This window comes from Methylorubrum subtropicum, from assembly GCF_038442325.1.
In the GTDB taxonomy this organism is placed as follows: Bacteria; Pseudomonadota; Alphaproteobacteria; order Rhizobiales; family Beijerinckiaceae; genus Methylobacterium; species Methylobacterium subtropicum.
On record NZ_JBBXMW010000013.1, the window covers coordinates 111826 to 129507 of the forward strand.

Sequence of the window (17682 nt, forward strand, 5' to 3'; positions counted from 1 at the left end):
GAAGGAGGGCGTCCCAAGGATCGCGCGATACGCTGGAGCCCTCCTTCGGGGCCGCTTACGCGGCGCCTCAGGATTAGGGCGATGGACGGGAACCGAGCATCTACCCCTCCAGCGTGATCAACCCGACGCTCCCGCCCGCCGCCGCATTGTTGACCGTCAGCGTCCGCTCGGTGGCGAAGCGGGGGAGGTAGTGCGGCCCGCCGGCCTTCGGGCCGGTGCCCGAGAGGCCGGTGCCGCCGAAGGGCTGGCTGCCGACCACGGCGCCGATTATGTTGCGGTTCACGTAGACGTTGCCGTGCGGAAGCGCCGCCGCGATGCGGGTCCACGTGCGCTCGATCCGCGAGTGGATGCCGAGCGTCAGCCCGTAGCCGCCCGCGCGAATCTCTTCGAGGACACGGTCCAGCCCGTCCGCGGAGTAGCGGACGACGTGGAGGATCGGCCCGAACACCTCCTCCCGCAGGTCGGTGACGCGTTCGAGTTCGAAGACGTGCGGCGCCACGAAGAGGCCGGGCGGGGCCGACCCGGCGAGATGGGTGCGGGCCTGGCGGCTCATCCGCGCGATGTGCGCGTCGAGCCGGCCCTTGGCCCCGGCGTCGATCACCGGACCGAGATCGGTGGACAGCGCCCGCGGGTCGCCGACGCGCAGTTCGCGGGCGGCGCCGACGAGGGTGGCGATCATGGCGTCGGCCACGTCCTCCTGCACGAGGAGCAGGCGCAGGGCCGAGCAGCGCTGGCCGGCGGAGCGGAAGGCGGAGGCGACCACGTCGTCGGCGACCTGCTGGGGGAGCGCCGTGGCATCGACGATCATCGCGTTGAGGCCGCCGGTCTCGGCGATCAGCGGCAGGATCGCGCCCTCGCGGGCCGCGAGTGCCCGATTGATCGCCCGCGCCGTGGCGGTCGAGCCGGTGAAGACCACGCCGGCCAGCGCCGGATGCCCGATCAGCGCCGCCCCGGCCTCGGGCCCGCCGGGCACGCAGTGCAGGGCGCCCGCCGGGATGCCGGCCCCGTGCAGCAGGCGCACGGCGCGATCCGCGATGAGTGGCGTCTGCGGCGCCGGCTTGGCCACTACCGCGTTGCCGGCCATCAGGGCGGCGGCGACTTGGCCCGAGAAGATGGCGAGCGGGAAATTCCACGGCGAGATCGCCGCGAACACGCCGCGTCCGTGGAGCGCCAGCGTGTTCGCCTCGCCCGCCGGCCCCGGCAGGGCGAGCGGCCCCGCGAACAGCTTTCGGCCTTCCGCCGCGTAGTAGCGCAGGAAGTCGATCGCCTCGCGCCACTCGGCGATAGCGTCGTCCAGCGTCTTGCCGGCCTCGGCCTGGAGCAGATGCAGGAGCGTGTCGCGGTTCGCCTCGAACGCGTCCGCCGCGCGCTCAAGGGAAGCGGCGCGAGTCTCGGCGGGCGTGGCGGCCCAGGCCGGAAAACCGCGGGCGGCGTCCATCGCACGCGCCACCGCCGCCGCATCGGCTTCCGTCACGGTGCCGAGGCTCGTGCCGTCGATGGGGCTCGCCACGGTCCGTATCCGACCCTCCGCCTCCCGCCCGTTGATGATCGGCGCCGCGGTGAACGGCCCGGTGACGCGACCGATACCGTCGCACAGCGCCTCGGCGGCGGCCCGGTCGCCGAAGGCGAGGCCTTCGCTGTTGCGCCGCTCCGGCCCGAACAGGTCGCGCGGCTGCGCGATCTTCGGGTGCCGCGCGAGGGCCGGCGTTTCGATCAGCGCCTGCGGGCGGGTGAGCAAGCGCGCGACCGGCACCGCCGCATCGGCCGCGCGGGCGACGAAGGAGGCGTTGGCACCGTTCTCCAAGAGTCGGCGCACCAGATAGGCCAGCAATTCGCGATGCCCGCCGACCGGCGCGTAGACGCGGCAGCCGAGGCCGGGCCTCAGCTCGGCGAGCCGCGCGTACAGCGCCTCGCCCATGCCGTGCAGACGCTGGAACTCGAACCCCGCCTCGTCGCCCGCGAGCGCCAGCACGTTCGCGACCGTCAGCGCGTTGTGGGTGGCGAATTGCGGGAAGAGGCGCGGCCGATGCGCGAGCAACCGCCGGGCGGCGGCGCAAAAGCTTAGATCCGTCATCGCCTTGCGGGTGAAGACCGGGAAATCGGGCAGTCCCTGGACTTGCGCCGCCTTCACCTCGCCGTCCCAATAGGCGCCCTTGACGAGGCGCACCATCAGCCGCCGGTCGTGATGTTGGGCCAGCGCCGCGGCATGATCGATCACGGGCAGGCAGCGCTTGGAATAGGCCTGCACCGCCAGCCCGAACCCGTCCCAGCCGGCGAACGACGCGTCGGCCAGCACGGCGGCGAACACGTCGAGCGAGAGTTCGAGGCGCTCGGCCTCCTCGGCATCGACCGTGAAGTTGAGGTCGTGCGCGCGCGCCGCGCGGGCCAGGTCCCGCACCACCGGCACCAGTTCGGTCATCACCCGCGCGCTCTGCGTCGGCGCATAGCGCGGATGGAGTGCCGAGAGCTTGACGGAGATGCCCGGTCGCGCCGGCAACGCGGCGTCGCCCGCCGCGCGGCCGATCCGCTCGATCGCCCGCGCGTAGGACAGGCGGTAGGCCTCGGCGTCGTCCGCCGTGCGAGCCCCCTCCCCCAGCATGTCGTAGGAGTAGCGCAAGCCCGCGGGCCCGGCCTTGGCCCGGCGGAGCGCCGCGCCGATGTCCTCGGCCAGCACGAACTGGCCGCCCATGATCCGCATGGCGCGGTGCGCCGCCGCCCGCACCGCCGGGCGCCCGAGCCGCCCGACCAGTCCGGACAGCGTCGCCTCCGGCGTGTCGCCCGCGGAGACGAGGCGGGCGCCGAGCCCCAGCGCCCAGGCGGCGGCATGGGCGAGCCCGGCCTCGGAGCGGACCTCATGGTGGGCGAAATCGCCCTCGCGCAGCTTGTCGGCGATGAGCCGGTCGGCGGTGCCCGCATCGGGCACCCGCAGCAGCGCCTCGGCGAGGCTCATCAGCGCCAGCCCCTCGCGGGTGGTCAGCGCGTATTCCTGCAACAGCGTCTCGACCGCGCCGTGCCCGGCCTCGCTGCGGATCGCGGCGATGAGGTCGGAGGCCAGCGCATCGACGCCCGGCTCGGCCTCCGGCGGCAGCACAGCCTCGCGCAGCAGCCCTTGCGCGAGCGCGGCGTCGTCCGGGGCGTAGGGAGCCTGGAAGCGCGGACCGGGCGCGGAATCCATGGGCGGAGCCTTTTCGCGGATGGGCGGGGGAGCCTACCGCAACTTCACCGCACAGGCAGGAGACGCGCCGCCGCGTACTCTCCTCCCCCTTGCGGGGAGGAGTTGGAGGTGGGGGTGGTTCAGGATGGAGCGTCGCGGTGCCTCCTGCGCGACCCCCACCCCTAACCCCTCCCCGCAAGGGGGAGGGGAACGTCAGGCCGGGGCGCCGTAGATCGTGCGCGCCCGGCTCTCGAACGCATCCGTGAACTTGCGGAAGGCGCGGTCGAACATCGAGCCCATCAGCAGGCCAAGCGTGCGGCTCTTGAACTCGTAGTTGATGAAGAAGTCGACGTCGCAGCCGCCCCGACCGTCGTCGCGAAAGTTCCAGCGGTTCTCGAGGTGGCGGAACGGGCCGTCGATGTACTCGGCGGTAATCTTCCGGTTCTGCGGGTCGAGGGTGACGCGGGTGGTGAAGCGCTCGCGGATCGCCTTGTAGCCGACCCCCATCTCGGACACCCGCACCATCGTGCCGTTCGGCCCCTCCGCATCGCGCAAGACCCGCAGCGATTCGCACAGCGGCAGGAACTCGGGGTAGCGCTCGATATCGGCCACGAGGTCGTACATCTGCGTCGCCGTGTGGCGCACGTTCCTCGTGATGCGGAAGGAGGGCATGATGGCTCAGGCGGTGGCGGTGTGCGGGACCGGCCCGAGCTTGGCGAGGCGGGCTGCCTTCAACCGGGCGAAGTCCTCGCCCGCATGGTGGGAGGAGCGCGTCAGCGGGGTCGCCGAGACGAGCAGGAAACCCTTGGCGTAGGCCGTGGTTTCATAGGCCTTGAACTCGTCCGGCGGCACGAAGCGCACGACTTCGTGATGCTTGCGCGTCGGCTGCAGGTACTGGCCGATGGTGAGGAAATCGACGTCCGCCGAGCGCAGGTCGTCCATCAGCTGCACGACCTCGTTCCGCTCCTCGCCCAGGCCCACCATGATGCCGGACTTGGTGAAGATGGTCGGGTCGAGTTCCTTCACCCGCTGCAGCAGGCGCACGGAATGGAAGTAGCGGGCGCCGGGGCGGACGGTGACGTACTTGCCTGGCACGGTCTCCATGTTGTGGTTGAACACGTCGGGCCGGGCCGCGACGACGACTTCGAGCGCGCCGGGCTTGCGCAGGAAGTCGGGCGTCAGGATCTCGATGGTGGTGCCGGGGCTCGCCTGCCGGATCGCCGCGATGGTCTGGGCGAAGTGCTCGGCGCCGCCGTCCTTCAGGTCGTCGCGATCGACCGAGGTGACGACGACGTGGTGCAGGCCGAGCTTGGCCACCGCATCCGCGACCTTCTGCGGCTCGGCCGCATCGAGCCCCTCCGGCAGACCCGTGCGGACGTTGCAGAACGAACACGCGCGGGTGCAGGTGTCGCCCATGATCATGAAGGTGGCGTGGCGCTTCTCCCAGCACTCGCCGATGTTGGGGCAGCCCGCCTCCTCGCAGACGGTGACGAGGCCGTTGGCGCGGACGATGTCCTTGGTCTCGGCCCAGAGCTTCGAGCCCGGTGCCTTCACCCGAATCCAGTCGGGCTTGCGCTGGATCGCCGTGTCGGGCCGGTGCGCCTTCTCGGGATGGCGCGGACGCACGTCCTGCTTGGGGCGCGTGTCGTTGGTGAGGAGATCGAGGACGACGGCCATGATGGGGGGCGAGCGCTCGTGATCCCGGCGGACGGCCCGGGCGCCACCGCGATCTAAGCCCTCGGGGGGCCGCCCGCCAAGGGGCGGGGCGACAACCCGCCGCGAGCGTAACTCCGGCTCGCGTCAGCCTCGGACGGTGGCGCAGCCGCCGTCTGCCCGCGCGGCGGCGGCCGTCCGCCGGGCGCATCGAACCCGATCGCAGGTCGGGGGCGATGCACAAAAGATCAGTTTCGGCCGGGGACGGACGCGTAACGGGCCGGGCCGGCGAGGCGGAGATCCGGCACGGTGTAGTCGGCGGTCAGCGTCGGCTGGACGCGGCCGGTGAGCGGCAGGCCGATCATGCCGGACTGCGCGGCGGCCACCTGCAGCGGCATCACCCGGCCGGAGGCCACCTGCACCACGGCGCGGGGGCGCAGCGCCGGCAGATACCCCTCGCGGTCGCTCTTCTCGTAGAACACGTTGCCGCCCGCGGCGACGACGTAGTGCATGTTGTTGTAGGGGAAGCTGTAGCCGGCGGTGTGGAAGTGCAGCGCCTGGCCGACGCCGTCGTGGCGCTTGCCCGAGAGCAGCAGGTCGGCGACCTTTTCGAGCCGCGGCCGGTCCTGATCGCGCACGGGCTTCGTCAGCACGCCGTTGGCGAATTGCCGCTTCTGGCCGACCACCTCGCAGATGCGGCCCGGATAGGCCGGCGCGTCGAGGCGGTTCATCACCACCGTGCCCACCGCCAGCAGGCCGTCCTCGTCGGAGCGGTTCGATTCGAAGTACATCGCGCGGGCGAGGCACTCCTTGTCGGCGGCGGTCGGGGTCTGGACGACCTTGGCGTTCGCCGCGATCGAGCCGGTGGTCAGCTCCTGCTGCGGCCGGAACAACCCGCACCCTCCGAGGCTCGAACCGGCGACCGCGAGGGCGGCGAGGCAGGCAAGGCGAAGGTGACGGTCGTTGCGCATTCAGGCTCCCCGGCTTTGGGCAGAAGGCATGGAAGGACGGCTCGTACGCTCAAGCTGAACCCATTGCCCACCGGGTGCAAAGGTATGGTTAAGCCTCAGACCCGAATCCGGGGCGGTGTGTCTTTTCGCACACGGGTCCGACGGCCGCGGGACATTGAACGCTTCGCCAGCTTGGGCGTTGAACGAGTTCGCGCTTCGCACGGCGAGAGGACCAGCCATGGATACGGCCACTCCGAACACGGCCTCTCCCCCGCCCGAGGCGTTCGACGAGCGCCTGCGCGAGGAAGCCGCCAGCGCCGGCCGCGCCGCGCTCGACACCGCGCTCCAGCGCTTCACCGCCGAGCAGCGCGACGCCTTCTGGAACGCGATCGGCCTGTACTATTCCACCCGCCGCCATCCCGGCGCGAACGACGCCGCCGCCGCGCCCGCGCTCTGAGGCCCCAGACAATGCGTACAGCCGCCAAGGTCGGCCTCGCCGCCCTCGTCCTCGCGCTGGCGGGCGGGGCCGCGTTCACGCGCTTCATGATGTACCCGGAGAGCGCGACGCTCGATTTCGCGGCCGGCACCGGCCCGAACCCGACGCTGCCGTCGCCCAACCCGACGCTGATGCCGACCGTCAACATCGCCCGCATCGCCCCCTGGGCGGAGGGCGCGACGCCGAAGGCGGCGCAGGGGCTCACGATTGCGGCCTTCGCCACCGGCCTCAACCATCCGCGCTGGCCCTACCTCCTGCCGAACGGCGACGTGCTTCTGGCCGAGAGCAACGCCCCGAAAACCGGCGACAAGAGCACGAGCGTCACCGATTGGGTCGCCGACAAGGTGAAGAGTCTGGCCGGCGCCGGCGTCGACAGCCCCAACCGCATCGTGCTGCTGCGGGACAAGGACGGCGACGGGGTGGCGGAGGAGCGCCACGTCTTCCTCAAAGGGCTGACCTCGCCCTTCGGCATGGCGCTGGTCGGCGCCGACCTCTACGTCGCCAACGCCGACGCACTGGTGCGGGTGCCCTATACGGAAGGGCAGACCGAGATCACGGCGAGCCCGGAAAAGGTCGCCGACCTGCCGTCCGGCATCAACCACCACTGGACCAAGAACGTCATCGCCAGCCCCGACGGGCAAAAGCTGTTCGTCACGGTCGGCTCGAACAGCAATGTCGGCGAGAACGGCCTCGACATCGAGAAGGGCCGTGCGGCGATCTGGGAATACACGATCGCGACCAAGGCGATGCGCGAATACGCCACGGGCTTACGCAACCCCAACGGCCTCGCCTTCGAGCCGACCGGCGGCGCGCTGTGGACCGCGGTGAATGAGCGCGACGAGATCGGCAGCGACCTCGTGCCCGACTACGTCACCCACGTGCAGGAGGGCGGCTTCTACGGCTGGCCCTGGAGCTACTGGGGCCAGCACCCCGACACGCGGGTGCAGCCGCCGCGGCCGGACCTCGTGGCCAAGGCGATCGCGCCGGACTACGCCGTCGGCACGCACACGGCCTCTCTCGGCATCGCGTTCTCTGCAGGCTCGAACCTGCCGGAAGCCTGGAAAAGCGGCCTGTTCGTCGCCCAGCACGGCTCATGGAACCGCCGGCCGAAGAGCGGCTACAAGGTGATCTACATCCCGTTCAAGGACGGCAAGCCCGCGGGCGCGCCGGTCGATGCCCTGACCGGATTCCTGAACGCCGACGAGAAGGCGCAGGGGCGGCCGGTGGGCGTGGCGCTCGACAAGACCGGGGCGCTGCTGGTGACGGACGATGTCGGGAATGCGGTGTGGCGGGTGAGCGGGGCGGCGGCTTCGAACTGAAATCGCACCGTCATTCCGGGGCCGCGAAGCGGAACCCGGAATCCACCCGTGATGCGGGATGCCCGGTTGCAATCGAACCGTCGCGGCCAGTCGTGGATTCCGGGTTCGCCTTCGGCGCCCCGGAATGACGGTGAGGATTTTTTTGCGCCCTCAATAGAAGTCGCCGTACCCCACCGGCGCCGGCCCATACGAATCGCCGAACGGATCGCGCACCCGCCGCCGGACCGGCGCGTACACCTCGTCGTCCCACGCCCCACCGCGGGAGCGCACCACCACGCCCTCGTCGGCAACGGTGCGCCGGGCGGTCCGCGCGGGCGCCGGGCGGTGCACGTCGGCGACCGGCGCCTCGCCGACGCTGCCCTCGATCACCACGCGGGTGTTGGCCATCTTCTGCTGCTTCACCAGGGCGAACAGCGTCGCGGCGTTGCGCTGCGAGAGGCGGACGCAGCCGTGCGAGGCCGGACGGCCGAGGCGGCGGGTGTGGGTGGTGCCGTGGATCGCGTGGCCGACCTGGGTGAAGAAGATCGCGTGCGGCATCGGGGCGTTGTCCCACTCGCGCGAAAAGTGGTTCGCCTCCATGCGGAACGGCTTGTAGCCGCCGTTCGGCGTGTCGTGGCCCGCGACGCCAGTCGAGACCGGCCACGTGTAGCGGGTCTCACCATCGACGGCGACGCTCATCCGCTGGGCGTCCTTGTCGACGCTGATGAGCAGTTCGGCCCGCGCCGCGGGCGCGGTGGCGAGCAGGATTGCGGAGGCGAGAAGGGCGGCCGGGCGCAGGCGCATCGCTCGAAACAACTCCGCAGGCGAAGGGGATCGCGACGGTAGATGCATCGCCGCGGCCCCGCTTCAACCATCTATCCGCACTCTCACTCCCGGGCCGCGTTGCGGACATAGCCGCGGGAGATCAGCCGGCTGTTCTCGCGGGCGCGGCGCTCCGCTTCCATCAAGTCGGACAGGGCGTCGGTGATGGCGCAGCGCAGGGCCAGCCCAGCATCGCCGTGGGCGGTGACGAGATAGGCCTGCGCGATGTCCTCAACCGGGCAAGTGGGCTCGGTGGCCCCGCTACGCGGCGCTCGGGTGTGGCGCAGGGGCTCGGGCATGGTCTCTCTCCGACTCGACTTGAGAACGAAGATAGAACGACCGAAGACGGTTAACGAGTCCTTACCGCGATCCCTCAAGCTTTTGGACGGCGCCCTCAGGGCATCCCGCGCCCGTTGAACGGATCGGTATAGGCATCGACCGCGCTCGGCGCCGCCATGCCGGCGCCGGCCGGCGCACCGCCCGCCCCGCCGGTGCCGATTCCGGGGATGGCCCGGTTCGGATCGAGGATCCCGCTGCGCGTGCCGACACCCGCGCCCGTTCCCGCGATCCCGGCGCCCGTGCCGCCGATGGAGCCTGTGGTCAGGCCGGTATCGAGGTTGGACGCGGCGTTGGTGCCCGCAATTCCGGCGCCGCTTCCCGCGCCCCCTCCCCCGATGGAGCCCGTGCTCAGGCCCGTCCCGAAATTCTGCGTGAGGCCCGTGCCGGGAATCGCGCCGAGGCCGCGCACGCCCCCTCCCCCGCCGAAGCTGAGGCCGCCCGGATTGGTCAGGCCGCCGGTCCGGATGGTGCCGCTCAAGGGGGCGACGCCGCCCGAAGGCAGGGCACCGGAGAAGGGGAGCCCGCCGGCATCCGCGATGCCGAGCGCTCCGGCCGGCACGATGCTCCCCGGAAACGGCAGGTTCAGCACGGGCGCCGTCGGCGCCGTCTGGGCCTGCGCAGAGCCGACGCCGAGCCCGAGGGCCAGCGCGAGGGCGCCGCGGCGCGTTCCACGAATGCGGGTCATGACCGCCTCCCCGATACGAGATTCGCCCGCCCAACGCGGAGGGCACAGGAGCGGTTTCGCGGACGGTCGCGACCGAGCGACGCGAGCGGGCTTGCGAATCTCAAAGGGACAATCCGACAATCGGACATTGCCGTTCGCCCCAGGAGGCGCCGATGTCCCAGGGTCCGTCGTATTCTTGGTTGTCTTTTCCATTCTACGCACCGCTGAGCGGAGCGGTGACGCAGGATTTCTCCAACCATCTGTATCAGGGCGTGCCCGAGATCGAACTCGCGGTCATCACCGAGGCCGGAAGCTTCGGGTCGCAGCTCGGGGCGCTGACGAAGGTGGTGCTCGAACTCGCCCGACTGAGTATCCCCGGCTACGAGGAAACCAAGACACGGACGCTCGAAGAACTCGAAAAGAATGCCGAGGTGATCAAGGAGAAGAAGTCGGACCTCGAACAGCTCATCATCCTCGACAAGCTGGTGGACGACATCAAGGAGCGTCACCGCCGGGCGGCGGAGCGCGACGCGCGGCGGGCGCTCGAACAGCTCAAGAAGTTCGATGAAAAACGCTACGCCAGCTTCGTCAAAACCCTGTAGCGAGTCGGGGCCGGGCGGCGCGGCGGCCGCCCGGCGCTCATGCGATCAGGTGTGGATCACGCGGCCATACGCGTCGAGCACGCTCTCGTGCATCATCTCGGACAGCGTCGGGTGCGGGAAGACCGTGTGCATCAGCTCTTCCTCGGTCGTCTCCAGCGTCATCGCCACGACGTAGCCCTGGATCAGCTCGGTCACCTCGGCGCCGATCATGTGGGCGCCGAGCAGCTGGCCGGTCTTGGCGTCGAAGATCGTCTTGATCAGGCCGTCCGGCTCGCCGAGCGCGATCGCCTTGCCGTTGCCGGCGAAGGGGAAGCGGCCGACCTTGACCTGGAAGCCGAGATCTTTCGCCTTGGCCTCGCTGAGGCCGACGCTGGCGATCTGCGGGTGGCAATAGGTGCAGCCGGGGATCTTGCCCTTGTCCATCGGGTGGGTGTGCAGCCCCTTGATGGTCTCGATGCAGATCACGCCCTCGTGCTCGGCCTTGTGGGCCAGCATCGGCGGGCCGGCCACGTCGCCGATGGCGTAGACGCCCGGCACGTTGGTGCGCCCGAGCCCGTCGGTGACGACGACGCCGCGCACGATCTTCACGCCGACCTTTTCGAGGCCGAGATTCTCGATGTTGCCGACGACGCCGACCGCGGAGATCAGCTTCTCCGCCGTCAAGGCTTGCGTCTTGCCCTTGTCGTCCTCGACCGTCGCGGTGACGGAGTCGGCGCCCTTCTCGACCTTGGTCACCTTGGCGCCGGTGAGGATCTTGATGCCCTGCTTCTCGAAGCGCTTGCGGGCGAGCCCCGCGATCTCGGCATCCTCGACGGGCAGGATCTGCGGCAGCAGCTCGATCACCGTCACCTCGGCGCCCATGGTGCGGTAGAACGAGGCGAACTCGATGCCGATGGCGCCTGACCCCATCACCAGCAGGCTCTTGGGCATGCTCTCGGGCACCATGGCCTCGTAGTAGGTCCAGATCAGCTTCTTGTCCGGCTCGATGCCGGGCAGCACGCGCGGGCGCGCGCCGGTGGCGACGATGATGTGCTTGGCCCCGTAGGTGCCCGCACCTTTGGCGCCCTTCGGGGCTTCCGCGCGCTTGGTCTCCTTCACGACGACCTTGCCGGCCGCGTTGCCCTTGGGCGCGGCTTCGATCGAGCCCTCGCCCCAGATCACGTCGACCTTGTTCTTCTTCAGCAGCATGCCGACGCCGCCGTTGAGCCGGCCCGAGACGCCGCGGGAGCGCTTGACGATGGCGGACGCGTCGAAGCTGACGTTGTCGGCCTTCAGCCCGTAATCGGCGGCGTGCTGCATGTAGTGGTAGATCTCGGCCGAGCGCAGCAGCGCCTTGGTCGGGATGCAGCCCCAGTTGAGGCAGATGCCGCCCAGATGTTCGCGATCGACCACCGCGGTCTTGAAGCCGAGCTGCGCCGCGCGGATCGCGGTGACGTAGCCGCCGGGCCCAGCGCCGATGATGAGGACGTCGTAGGATTCGGACATTCAGGTCTCCGGTGGCTCTCCGCCCCTTCTTGGAGCGGAGTGGGAGGTGGGAATGACGCCGCCGGGCGCTTCGGCGTCCGCGAGGGCAGTGAAGATCGTGTCGAGCACGCTGCGCATGTCGCGCATCACGGTCGCGTTGCCGAAACGGAGCACGCGGAAGCCCTGCGCTTCGATCGCGGCCGTGCGCCTTGCGTCATAGGCAAGATCGGCATCGCGGCTGTGCTGGCCGCCATCGACTTCGATGACGAGCTTTGCCGAATGGCAGCAGAAATCGACCACGTAGGGTCCGAGCGCGACCTGTCGGCGGAAGTGTGTTTCGTTGGTGGGTAGGTGATGCCGCAGGTTCCACCAGAGCCGCCGCTCCGGCTCCGTCAATGAGCGCCGAAGGACCCGCGCGTTCGCTGCAGCGCGGATCGTCGGCGACAATTGAGGCGGTTCGCTCCACGGCATCAAGTCGTCAGCCCACTTCGAGGCGCGCTCCCCTCCCCCTTGTGGGGAGGGGTAGGGGTGGGGGTGGTGCAGACGGCACCGCCCCGCTCGATCCTGAACCACCCCCACCTCCGGCTCCTCCCCACAAGGGGGAGGAGAGGCATGGCGCGGTTCCGGGGACAATCACACCAGCATCCCCATCGGGTTCTCGATCAGCCCCTTGAACGCCGAGATCAGCTCGGCGCCCAACGCCCCGTCGAGGACGCGGTGGTCGCAGGAGAGGGTACAGGTCATGGCCTGGACCACCGCCGGGGCGCCGTCCTTGACGACGACGCGCTTCTCGCCCGCACCGACCGCCAGGATGGTCGATTGCGGCGGGTTGATCACCGCGGTGAAGTGCTTGATGCCGAACATGCCGAGGTTCGACACCGAGGTGACGCCGCCCTGATACTCTTCCGGCTTCAGCTTCTTGGCGCGGGCACGGGCGGCAAAGTCCTTCATCTCGCCGGAGATGGCCGAGAGCGTCTTCTGGTCGGCCTTGCGGATGACCGGGGTGAACAGGCCGCCGTCGATGGCGACCGCCACGCCGACCTCGGCGTGCTTGAAGCGCAGGATGCGATCCTCGGCCCACACGGCGTTGGCCGCCGGCACGCGGGTCAGCGCCACGCCCATCGCCTTGATGACGAAGTCGTTGACCGAGAGCTTGAACAGCGGCTTGCCGTCCTTGTCCTTACCGGCCGAGGCGTTCAGCGTCTCGCGCAGCTTCATCAGCGCGTCGAGTTCGCAATCGACCGTGAGGTAGAAGTGCGGGGCGACCTGCATCGCCTCGGTGAGGCGCTTGGCGATGGTCTTGCGCATGCCGTCGAGCGGCACTTCCTCGTAGGCGCCCTTCTCGTAGAAGCCCTTGACCTGCTCCAGGCTGAGACCCGCCGGCGCGCCGCCGCCGGCGGCGGCCTTCGGAGCGGGCGCGGGCGCCTTCGCGGCGGGGGCCTCGGCGGCCTTTGCCGGCGCCGGAGCGCCGGCCTTGGCGCTGCCGCTCTCGATCGCGGCGTTCACGTCCTTGGCGACCACCCGGCCGCGCGGACCGGAGCCCTTCACCGCACCGATATCGACGCCGCCCTGCTTGGCGATGCGGCGGGCGAGCGGCGAGGAGAACACGCGCTCGCCGGCCTCGGCCGGATGCGCGGCGGCGCCGCCCGGCTTGGCGCCCTCGGGGGCGGTGTCGACGCGGGCGTAGGAGGCGTGCGCGCCGTCCGGCGCGGCGTTCTCGTCGGGCGTGCCCTTCGGTTCGACCGGGGCGGTCTTGGCGCCGCCGGCGGGGGCCGCCTGGACGCTGCCCGGGTCCTCGCCCTCCTCGGCGATCAGCGCGATCAGCTCGTTGACCGGCACGTCGGCCGTGCCCTCGGCCACGAGGATCTTGGCGAGCACGCCCTCATCGACCGCTTCGACCTCCATGGTCGCCTTGTCGGTCTCGATCTCGGCGATCACGTCGCCGGACTTGATTGCATCGCCCTCCTTCTTCAGCCACTTGGCGAGGTTGCCCTTCTCCATGGTCGGCGAGAGGGCGGGCATCAGGACGTTGATCGGCATGTCTCAGGCCTCGGGCGAAGCGATGGGCGGATCGAAGGGAAACAGGTCGTCGAGCGGGAACGGGACCGCGTCGAAGGGTGGGGCGGCGACGATCTCGCCGCGCGCCACGGTGCCGGTCAGGAGCCACTGACCGGCGGTGAGGGCGAAGGTTTCGAGAACGCCGTCCGCGAGATCGAGCAGCCAGAGATAGGGAATCCCGGCCTCGGCGTAGATGCGCCGCTTTGGCCCCCGATCGAGTCGCGCCGTCGAGGGCGAGAGAATCTCGCAGACCCAATCGGGCGGCGTCTCGATGTAGGCGGTGTCCGGTTCGGTTCCCATTCGCTCAATGAGCCATCCGGCGATATCGGGCACAACGACGTGGGAGCTGAGGTGAAGCTCGGGTTCCGTAATGAAGATCCAGCCGCCCGGTCCGCCGCGTCCGAGACTGAACGGCTGTTCGAGCTGACCTGATAGACGAGACTCCGCAGCGCCATGGCGCGGACGCGGCCTCGGATGCGTCTCCAGCACCCCATCCACGATCTCGGCCACGAGATGCTCGGGCACGGCTTCGAGGTCGGCGTAGGTGGCGCGGCGGGGAGCGGCTTCGGCCATGGTCAGGGCCTCCGCCGGGCCGGCACGAGGAAGGGTCGGATCGATGCGTCGGGGCGTTCCATCGCGTCGCCGGCCCGTGGCTAGTTGAGGGTGTTGCCGGGACCGAGGCTCTCGGCCTCCCAGCCGACGCGGATGCGCTCGAAGGCCTCTTCCTCGGACATCTCCGATTCCAGCGCGTAGGTGCGGGCCGCCTGACGCGCGAGATCGAGGAAGAGCCGGCCCCAGGTCGCCGGATCGTCGAAGGCGCGCCGGAGCGCCACGCTCACCGCGCCGTCGACGATGGAGGCCCGCACGATCTCGATCCCGCCCTGTTCCAGGGCGTCGGGCGGGACCTCCAGTTCTTCGAATTTTTCCGACATCTACTTGTAGCACACCGCCTTGGCCGCCTCGATCACCTCGGCGACGTTGGGCAGGGCGAGCTTTTCGAGGTTCGCCGCGTAGGGCATCGGCACGTCCTTGCCGGTCACCCGCAGGACGGGGGCGTCGAGATAGTCGAAGGCATCGACCATCAGGCGCGCGGCGATCTCGGCGCCGACGCCGGATTGCGGGAAGCCCTCCTCGACGGTGATGCAGCGGCCGGTCTTCTTGACCGACTCGACGATCGTTTCGGAATCCATCGGGCGGATCGTGCGCAGGTCGATCACCTCGGCCTCGATGCCCTGCTCGGCGAGCGCCTGCGCCGCCTTGAGGGCGTAGGTCATGCCGATGGAGAACGAGACGATGGTGACATCCGTGCCGGGGCGGTGGATGCGCGCCTTGCCGATCGGCAGGACGAGGTCATCGATCTTCGGGACCGGGAAGGACTGGCCGTAGAGGATCTCGTTCTCGAGGAAGATCACCGGGTTCGGGTCGCGGATCGCGGCCTTGAGCAGGCCCTTGGCGTCGGCCGCCGTGTAGGGCGCGATCACCTTGAGGCCGGGCACGTTCGAGTACCACGCGGCGTAGTCGTGGCTGTGCTGGGCGCCGACGCGGGCGGCGGCGCCGTTGGGGCCGCGGAACACGATCGGGCAGCCGAGCTGGCCGCCGGACATATAGAGGGTCTTGGCCGCCGAGTTGATGATGTGGTCGATCGCCTGCATGGCGAAGTTGAAGGTCATGAACTCAACGATGGGCTTGAGGCCCATGAACGCCGCACCGACGCCGATGCCGGCGAATCCGTGCTCGGTGATCGGCGTATCGACCACGCGGCGCGCGCCGAATTCCTGCAGCAGGCCTTGCGTGATCTTGTAGGCGCCCTGGTACTCGGCGACCTCCTCGCCCATGACGAACACCTTGTCGTCGCGGCGCATCTCCTCCGCCATGGCGTCGCGAAGCGCCTCGCGCACGCTCTGCGTCTCCAGGGGCGAATCCGGCGGGAACTCGTCCATCACCGGCGCGGCGGCGGCGTTCTTGATGACCGCCGGCGCGGCGGGGGCGCGGGGGGCGTCGTCGCCGGTCTTGGCGGTGGGGGCGGATTTCTCCGCCATGCCCTCGGCCTGCATGTCCGGCGTCGGCGCGGAGGCGCCGCCCTCGGCAGCACTTGGCTTGGACTGACCGCCGCTGGCGGCGGCGGCGGCCACATCCTCGCCCTCGGCGGCGATGATGGCGATCGGGGTGTTAACCGCCACGTTCTCGGTGCCGTCCGGCACCAAAATCTTGGCGAGCACGCCCTCGTCGATCGCCTCGACCTCCATGGTCGCCTTGTCGGTCTCGATCTCGGCGAGCACGTCGCCGGATTTGACCGCGTCGCCCTCCTTCTTGAGCCACTTGGCGAGCTTTCCCTCCTCCATGGTCGGAGAGAGGGCGGGCATCAGGATGTCGGTCGCCATTGCGCTGCTCTATCGATCCTTCGTCCGAGACGCGGGCGGCGGGCTTCGCTTAAGTCCGCGGCGAATCCGCCGCCGAAGCGAAGCCGGCCGTTGCGCCCTCAGTGTCCTGCCAAGAGGGATGTTCGCGAGGGTGTTCGCGCCTCAGGCGCGGGCTTCGAGCAAGATGTCGGTCCAGAGCTCGGAAGCGTCGGGCTCGGGATCGTGGGTCGCGAAGTCGGCGGATTCGTTGACGATCTCGCGGACCTTGGCGTCGATGCCCTTCAGGTCGGCCTCCGGCACGCCGTGCGCCTCGATCAGGCGCTTGCGCACCATCTCGATTGGGTCCTGCTCGTCGCGCATCTTCGAGACCTCGTCCTTGGTCCGGTACTTGGCCGGATCGGACATGGAGTGGCCGCGATAGCGGTAGGTCTGCATCTCGAGGATGTAGGGGCCCTCGCCCGAGCGGGCGTGCTGGATGGCGCGGGACGCCGCCTCGCGGACGGTGCGCACGTCCATGCCGTCGACCTGCTCGCCGGGGATGCCGAAGGAGAGGCCGCGCTTGGAGAAGTCGGTCTGCGCCGAGGCGCGGGCGACCGAGGTGCCCATGGCGTAGCGGTTGTTCTCGACCACGTAGACGACCGGCAGCTTCCACAGGGCCGCCATGTTGAAGCTCTCGTAGACCTGGCCCTGGTTGGCCGCGCCGTCGCCCATGTAGGTGAAGCTGACCTTGCCGTTCTGCAGGTAGGCGTCGGCGAAGGCGAGGCCGGTGCCGAGCGAGACCTGCGCGCCGACGATGCCGTGGCCGCCGAAGAACTGCTTCTCGCGGCTGAACATATGCATCGAGCCGCCCTTGCCGCGGGAATAGCCGCCGCGGCGCCCGGTCAGCTCGGCCATCACGCCTTTGGCTTCCATGCCGCAGGCCAGCATGTGGCCGTGGTCGCGGTAGCCGGTGATGTTCTGGTCGCCGTCCTCGCCGGCCATCTGCATGCCGACGACGACCGCCTCCTGACCAATGTACAAGTGACAGAAGCCGCCGATCAGGCCCATACCGTAGAGCTGACCCGCCTTCTCCTCGAAGCGGCGGATGAGAAGCATCTCACGGTAGGCGTGGAGGTCCTCGTCCTTGGTGAATTGCGGAATATTGGGTGCGGGCCGGTGCTGGGGCGCCTCCGCGCTCGCGGCGGGTTTGCCCACCTCGTTGCCTGCATCCATCGGCGACCTCCCGCACTCGATCCGTTGGCTGGGGTTTTAGGTCAGCCCTATTCGGAAAGCGAGGGCGAGACTGACAGCGGAACGGCCCTGTCACCGCGACGCTTGGGCCGGCGCCGACTAAGCAAGGACAAGGTCAGAAAGGGTCGCTTTCCGACAAGACGAACCTGGGCCGTAGATCAGGATTCGACCTGCGCCTCGTTCTGAATATCGTATCCAGTGTGGTACGCCAGGTTCCCCCGCCGCATCGTTTTTCCCCGAACGGAGGCGATCGCCTTGTCGGGCTGATGCCTCAGGGATCGATGATGACGAGGTCGTTGGCGTGCACGCGGCCGAGCACCACGCGGGCGCGCTCCTCCAAGAGGTCGCGGTCGATCTGCTCGCTGCGCAGCAGGGAGACGCGGTGCTCCCAGGTCGCCCGCTCGGCCTTGGCGGCGTTGAGTTCCTGGGTGAGTCCGTAGGCCTCGATCTTGAGCGCCCGCTTGGCCTCTAGGCCGCGGCTGCCGCTCTCCGCCTGATGCACGAAGTAGCCGACCACGAGCGCGGAGACCGTCCAGAGGACGGCGGGGACGACGATGGCGCGGACGCGGCGACGGATGACCATGGCGACGCC

18 protein-coding genes are annotated in these 17682 nt (G+C 69.8%); 3 read left to right on the top strand and 15 right to left on the bottom strand.

Annotation, left to right across the window (positions count from 1 at the left end; genetic code table 11):
* Positions 1–100 precede the first annotated feature (100 nt).
* The 4 genes from putA to AAHG03_RS18210 all read right to left on the bottom strand — a co-directional run bounded on the left by putA (position 101) and on the right by AAHG03_RS18210 (position 5778).
* Positions 101–3175, bottom strand: a complete 3075-nt coding sequence (gene putA / locus AAHG03_RS18195) for a bifunctional proline dehydrogenase/L-glutamate gamma-semialdehyde dehydrogenase PutA (RefSeq protein ID WP_342152190.1) — start codon at positions 3173–3175, stop codon at positions 101–103.
* A gap of 192 nt (positions 3176–3367) precedes the next feature.
* Positions 3368–3826: a type II toxin-antitoxin system RatA family toxin gene (locus AAHG03_RS18200; RefSeq protein ID WP_342152191.1), complete on the bottom strand. Its 459-nt coding sequence runs from the start codon at positions 3824–3826 to the stop codon at positions 3368–3370.
* Positions 3827–3832: 6 nt separating this feature from the next.
* Positions 3833–4831 (bottom strand): lipoyl synthase, encoded by a 999-nt coding sequence (lipA, locus tag AAHG03_RS18205; protein ID WP_342152193.1) that lies wholly within the window; start codon positions 4829–4831, stop codon positions 3833–3835.
* A gap of 224 nt (positions 4832–5055) precedes the next feature.
* Positions 5056–5778, bottom strand: a complete 723-nt coding sequence (locus tag AAHG03_RS18210) for a cell wall hydrolase (protein ID WP_342152194.1) — start codon at positions 5776–5778, stop codon at positions 5056–5058.
* 217 nt (positions 5779–5995) lie between these two features.
* On the opposite strand from AAHG03_RS18210, the gene AAHG03_RS18215 reads away from it, so the two are divergent.
* Together AAHG03_RS18215 and AAHG03_RS18220 are read left to right on the top strand one after the other, a co-directional pair.
* Positions 5996–6214, top strand: coding sequence for a hypothetical protein (locus AAHG03_RS18215; RefSeq protein WP_342152196.1), 219 nt, complete (start codon positions 5996–5998; stop codon positions 6212–6214).
* Between the two features lie 11 nt (positions 6215–6225).
* On the top strand, positions 6226–7572 hold the full coding sequence (locus AAHG03_RS18220; RefSeq protein ID WP_342152197.1) for a PQQ-dependent sugar dehydrogenase: 1347 nt from the start codon (positions 6226–6228) through the stop codon (positions 7570–7572).
* A gap of 150 nt (positions 7573–7722) precedes the next feature.
* Here AAHG03_RS18220 and AAHG03_RS18225 read toward each other — a convergent pair whose 3' ends face one another.
* From AAHG03_RS18225 to AAHG03_RS18235, 3 genes are all read right to left on the bottom strand, one after another.
* Positions 7723–8355: a L,D-transpeptidase gene (locus AAHG03_RS18225; protein WP_342152198.1), complete on the bottom strand. Its 633-nt coding sequence runs from the start codon at positions 8353–8355 to the stop codon at positions 7723–7725.
* An 83-nt stretch (positions 8356–8438) separates the two neighbouring features.
* A complete protein-coding gene (locus AAHG03_RS18230) occupies positions 8439–8672 on the bottom strand; it encodes a hypothetical protein (protein ID WP_342152200.1) in 234 nt (77 codons plus the stop codon).
* Positions 8673–8767: 95 nt separating this feature from the next.
* Positions 8768–9397, bottom strand: a complete 630-nt coding sequence (locus AAHG03_RS18235) for a hypothetical protein (protein ID WP_342152202.1) — start codon at positions 9395–9397, stop codon at positions 8768–8770.
* Positions 9398–9612: 215 nt separating this feature from the next.
* On the opposite strand from AAHG03_RS18235, the gene AAHG03_RS18240 reads away from it, so the two are divergent.
* Positions 9613–9978, top strand: coding sequence for a hypothetical protein (locus AAHG03_RS18240; RefSeq protein ID WP_342152204.1), 366 nt, complete (start codon positions 9613–9615; stop codon positions 9976–9978).
* A gap of 45 nt (positions 9979–10023) precedes the next feature.
* On the opposite strand, the gene lpdA is transcribed toward AAHG03_RS18240, so the two are convergent.
* From lpdA to AAHG03_RS18280, 8 genes are all read right to left on the bottom strand, one after another.
* Positions 10024–11463 (bottom strand): dihydrolipoyl dehydrogenase, encoded by a 1440-nt coding sequence (lpdA, locus tag AAHG03_RS18245; protein WP_342152205.1) that lies wholly within the window; start codon positions 11461–11463, stop codon positions 10024–10026.
* Positions 11464–11889, bottom strand: a complete 426-nt coding sequence (locus AAHG03_RS18250) for an endonuclease domain-containing protein (RefSeq protein WP_342152207.1) — start codon at positions 11887–11889, stop codon at positions 11464–11466. It lies immediately after the preceding gene.
* Positions 11890–12075: 186 nt separating this feature from the next.
* On the bottom strand, positions 12076–13482 hold the full coding sequence (locus AAHG03_RS18255; RefSeq protein ID WP_342152209.1) for a pyruvate dehydrogenase complex dihydrolipoamide acetyltransferase: 1407 nt from the start codon (positions 13480–13482) through the stop codon (positions 12076–12078).
* 3 nt (positions 13483–13485) lie between these two features.
* Positions 13486–14073, bottom strand: coding sequence for a Uma2 family endonuclease (locus AAHG03_RS18260; RefSeq protein WP_342152211.1), 588 nt, complete (start codon positions 14071–14073; stop codon positions 13486–13488).
* Between the two features lie 80 nt (positions 14074–14153).
* Entirely contained in the window at positions 14154–14432 is a 279-nt protein-coding gene (locus AAHG03_RS18265; protein WP_342152213.1) for a DUF5076 domain-containing protein, read from the bottom strand.
* Positions 14433–15881: a pyruvate dehydrogenase complex E1 component subunit beta gene (locus tag AAHG03_RS18270; RefSeq protein WP_342152214.1), complete on the bottom strand. Its 1449-nt coding sequence runs from the start codon at positions 15879–15881 to the stop codon at positions 14433–14435.
* A gap of 141 nt (positions 15882–16022) precedes the next feature.
* A complete protein-coding gene (pdhA, locus tag AAHG03_RS18275; RefSeq protein ID WP_342152216.1) occupies positions 16023–17072 on the bottom strand; it encodes a pyruvate dehydrogenase (acetyl-transferring) E1 component subunit alpha in 1050 nt (349 codons plus the stop codon).
* A gap of 289 nt (positions 17073–17361) precedes the next feature.
* Entirely contained in the window at positions 17362–17673 is a 312-nt protein-coding gene (locus tag AAHG03_RS18280) for an FtsB family cell division protein (RefSeq protein ID WP_091948081.1), read from the bottom strand.
* Between the last annotated feature and the right edge of the window lie 9 nt (positions 17674–17682).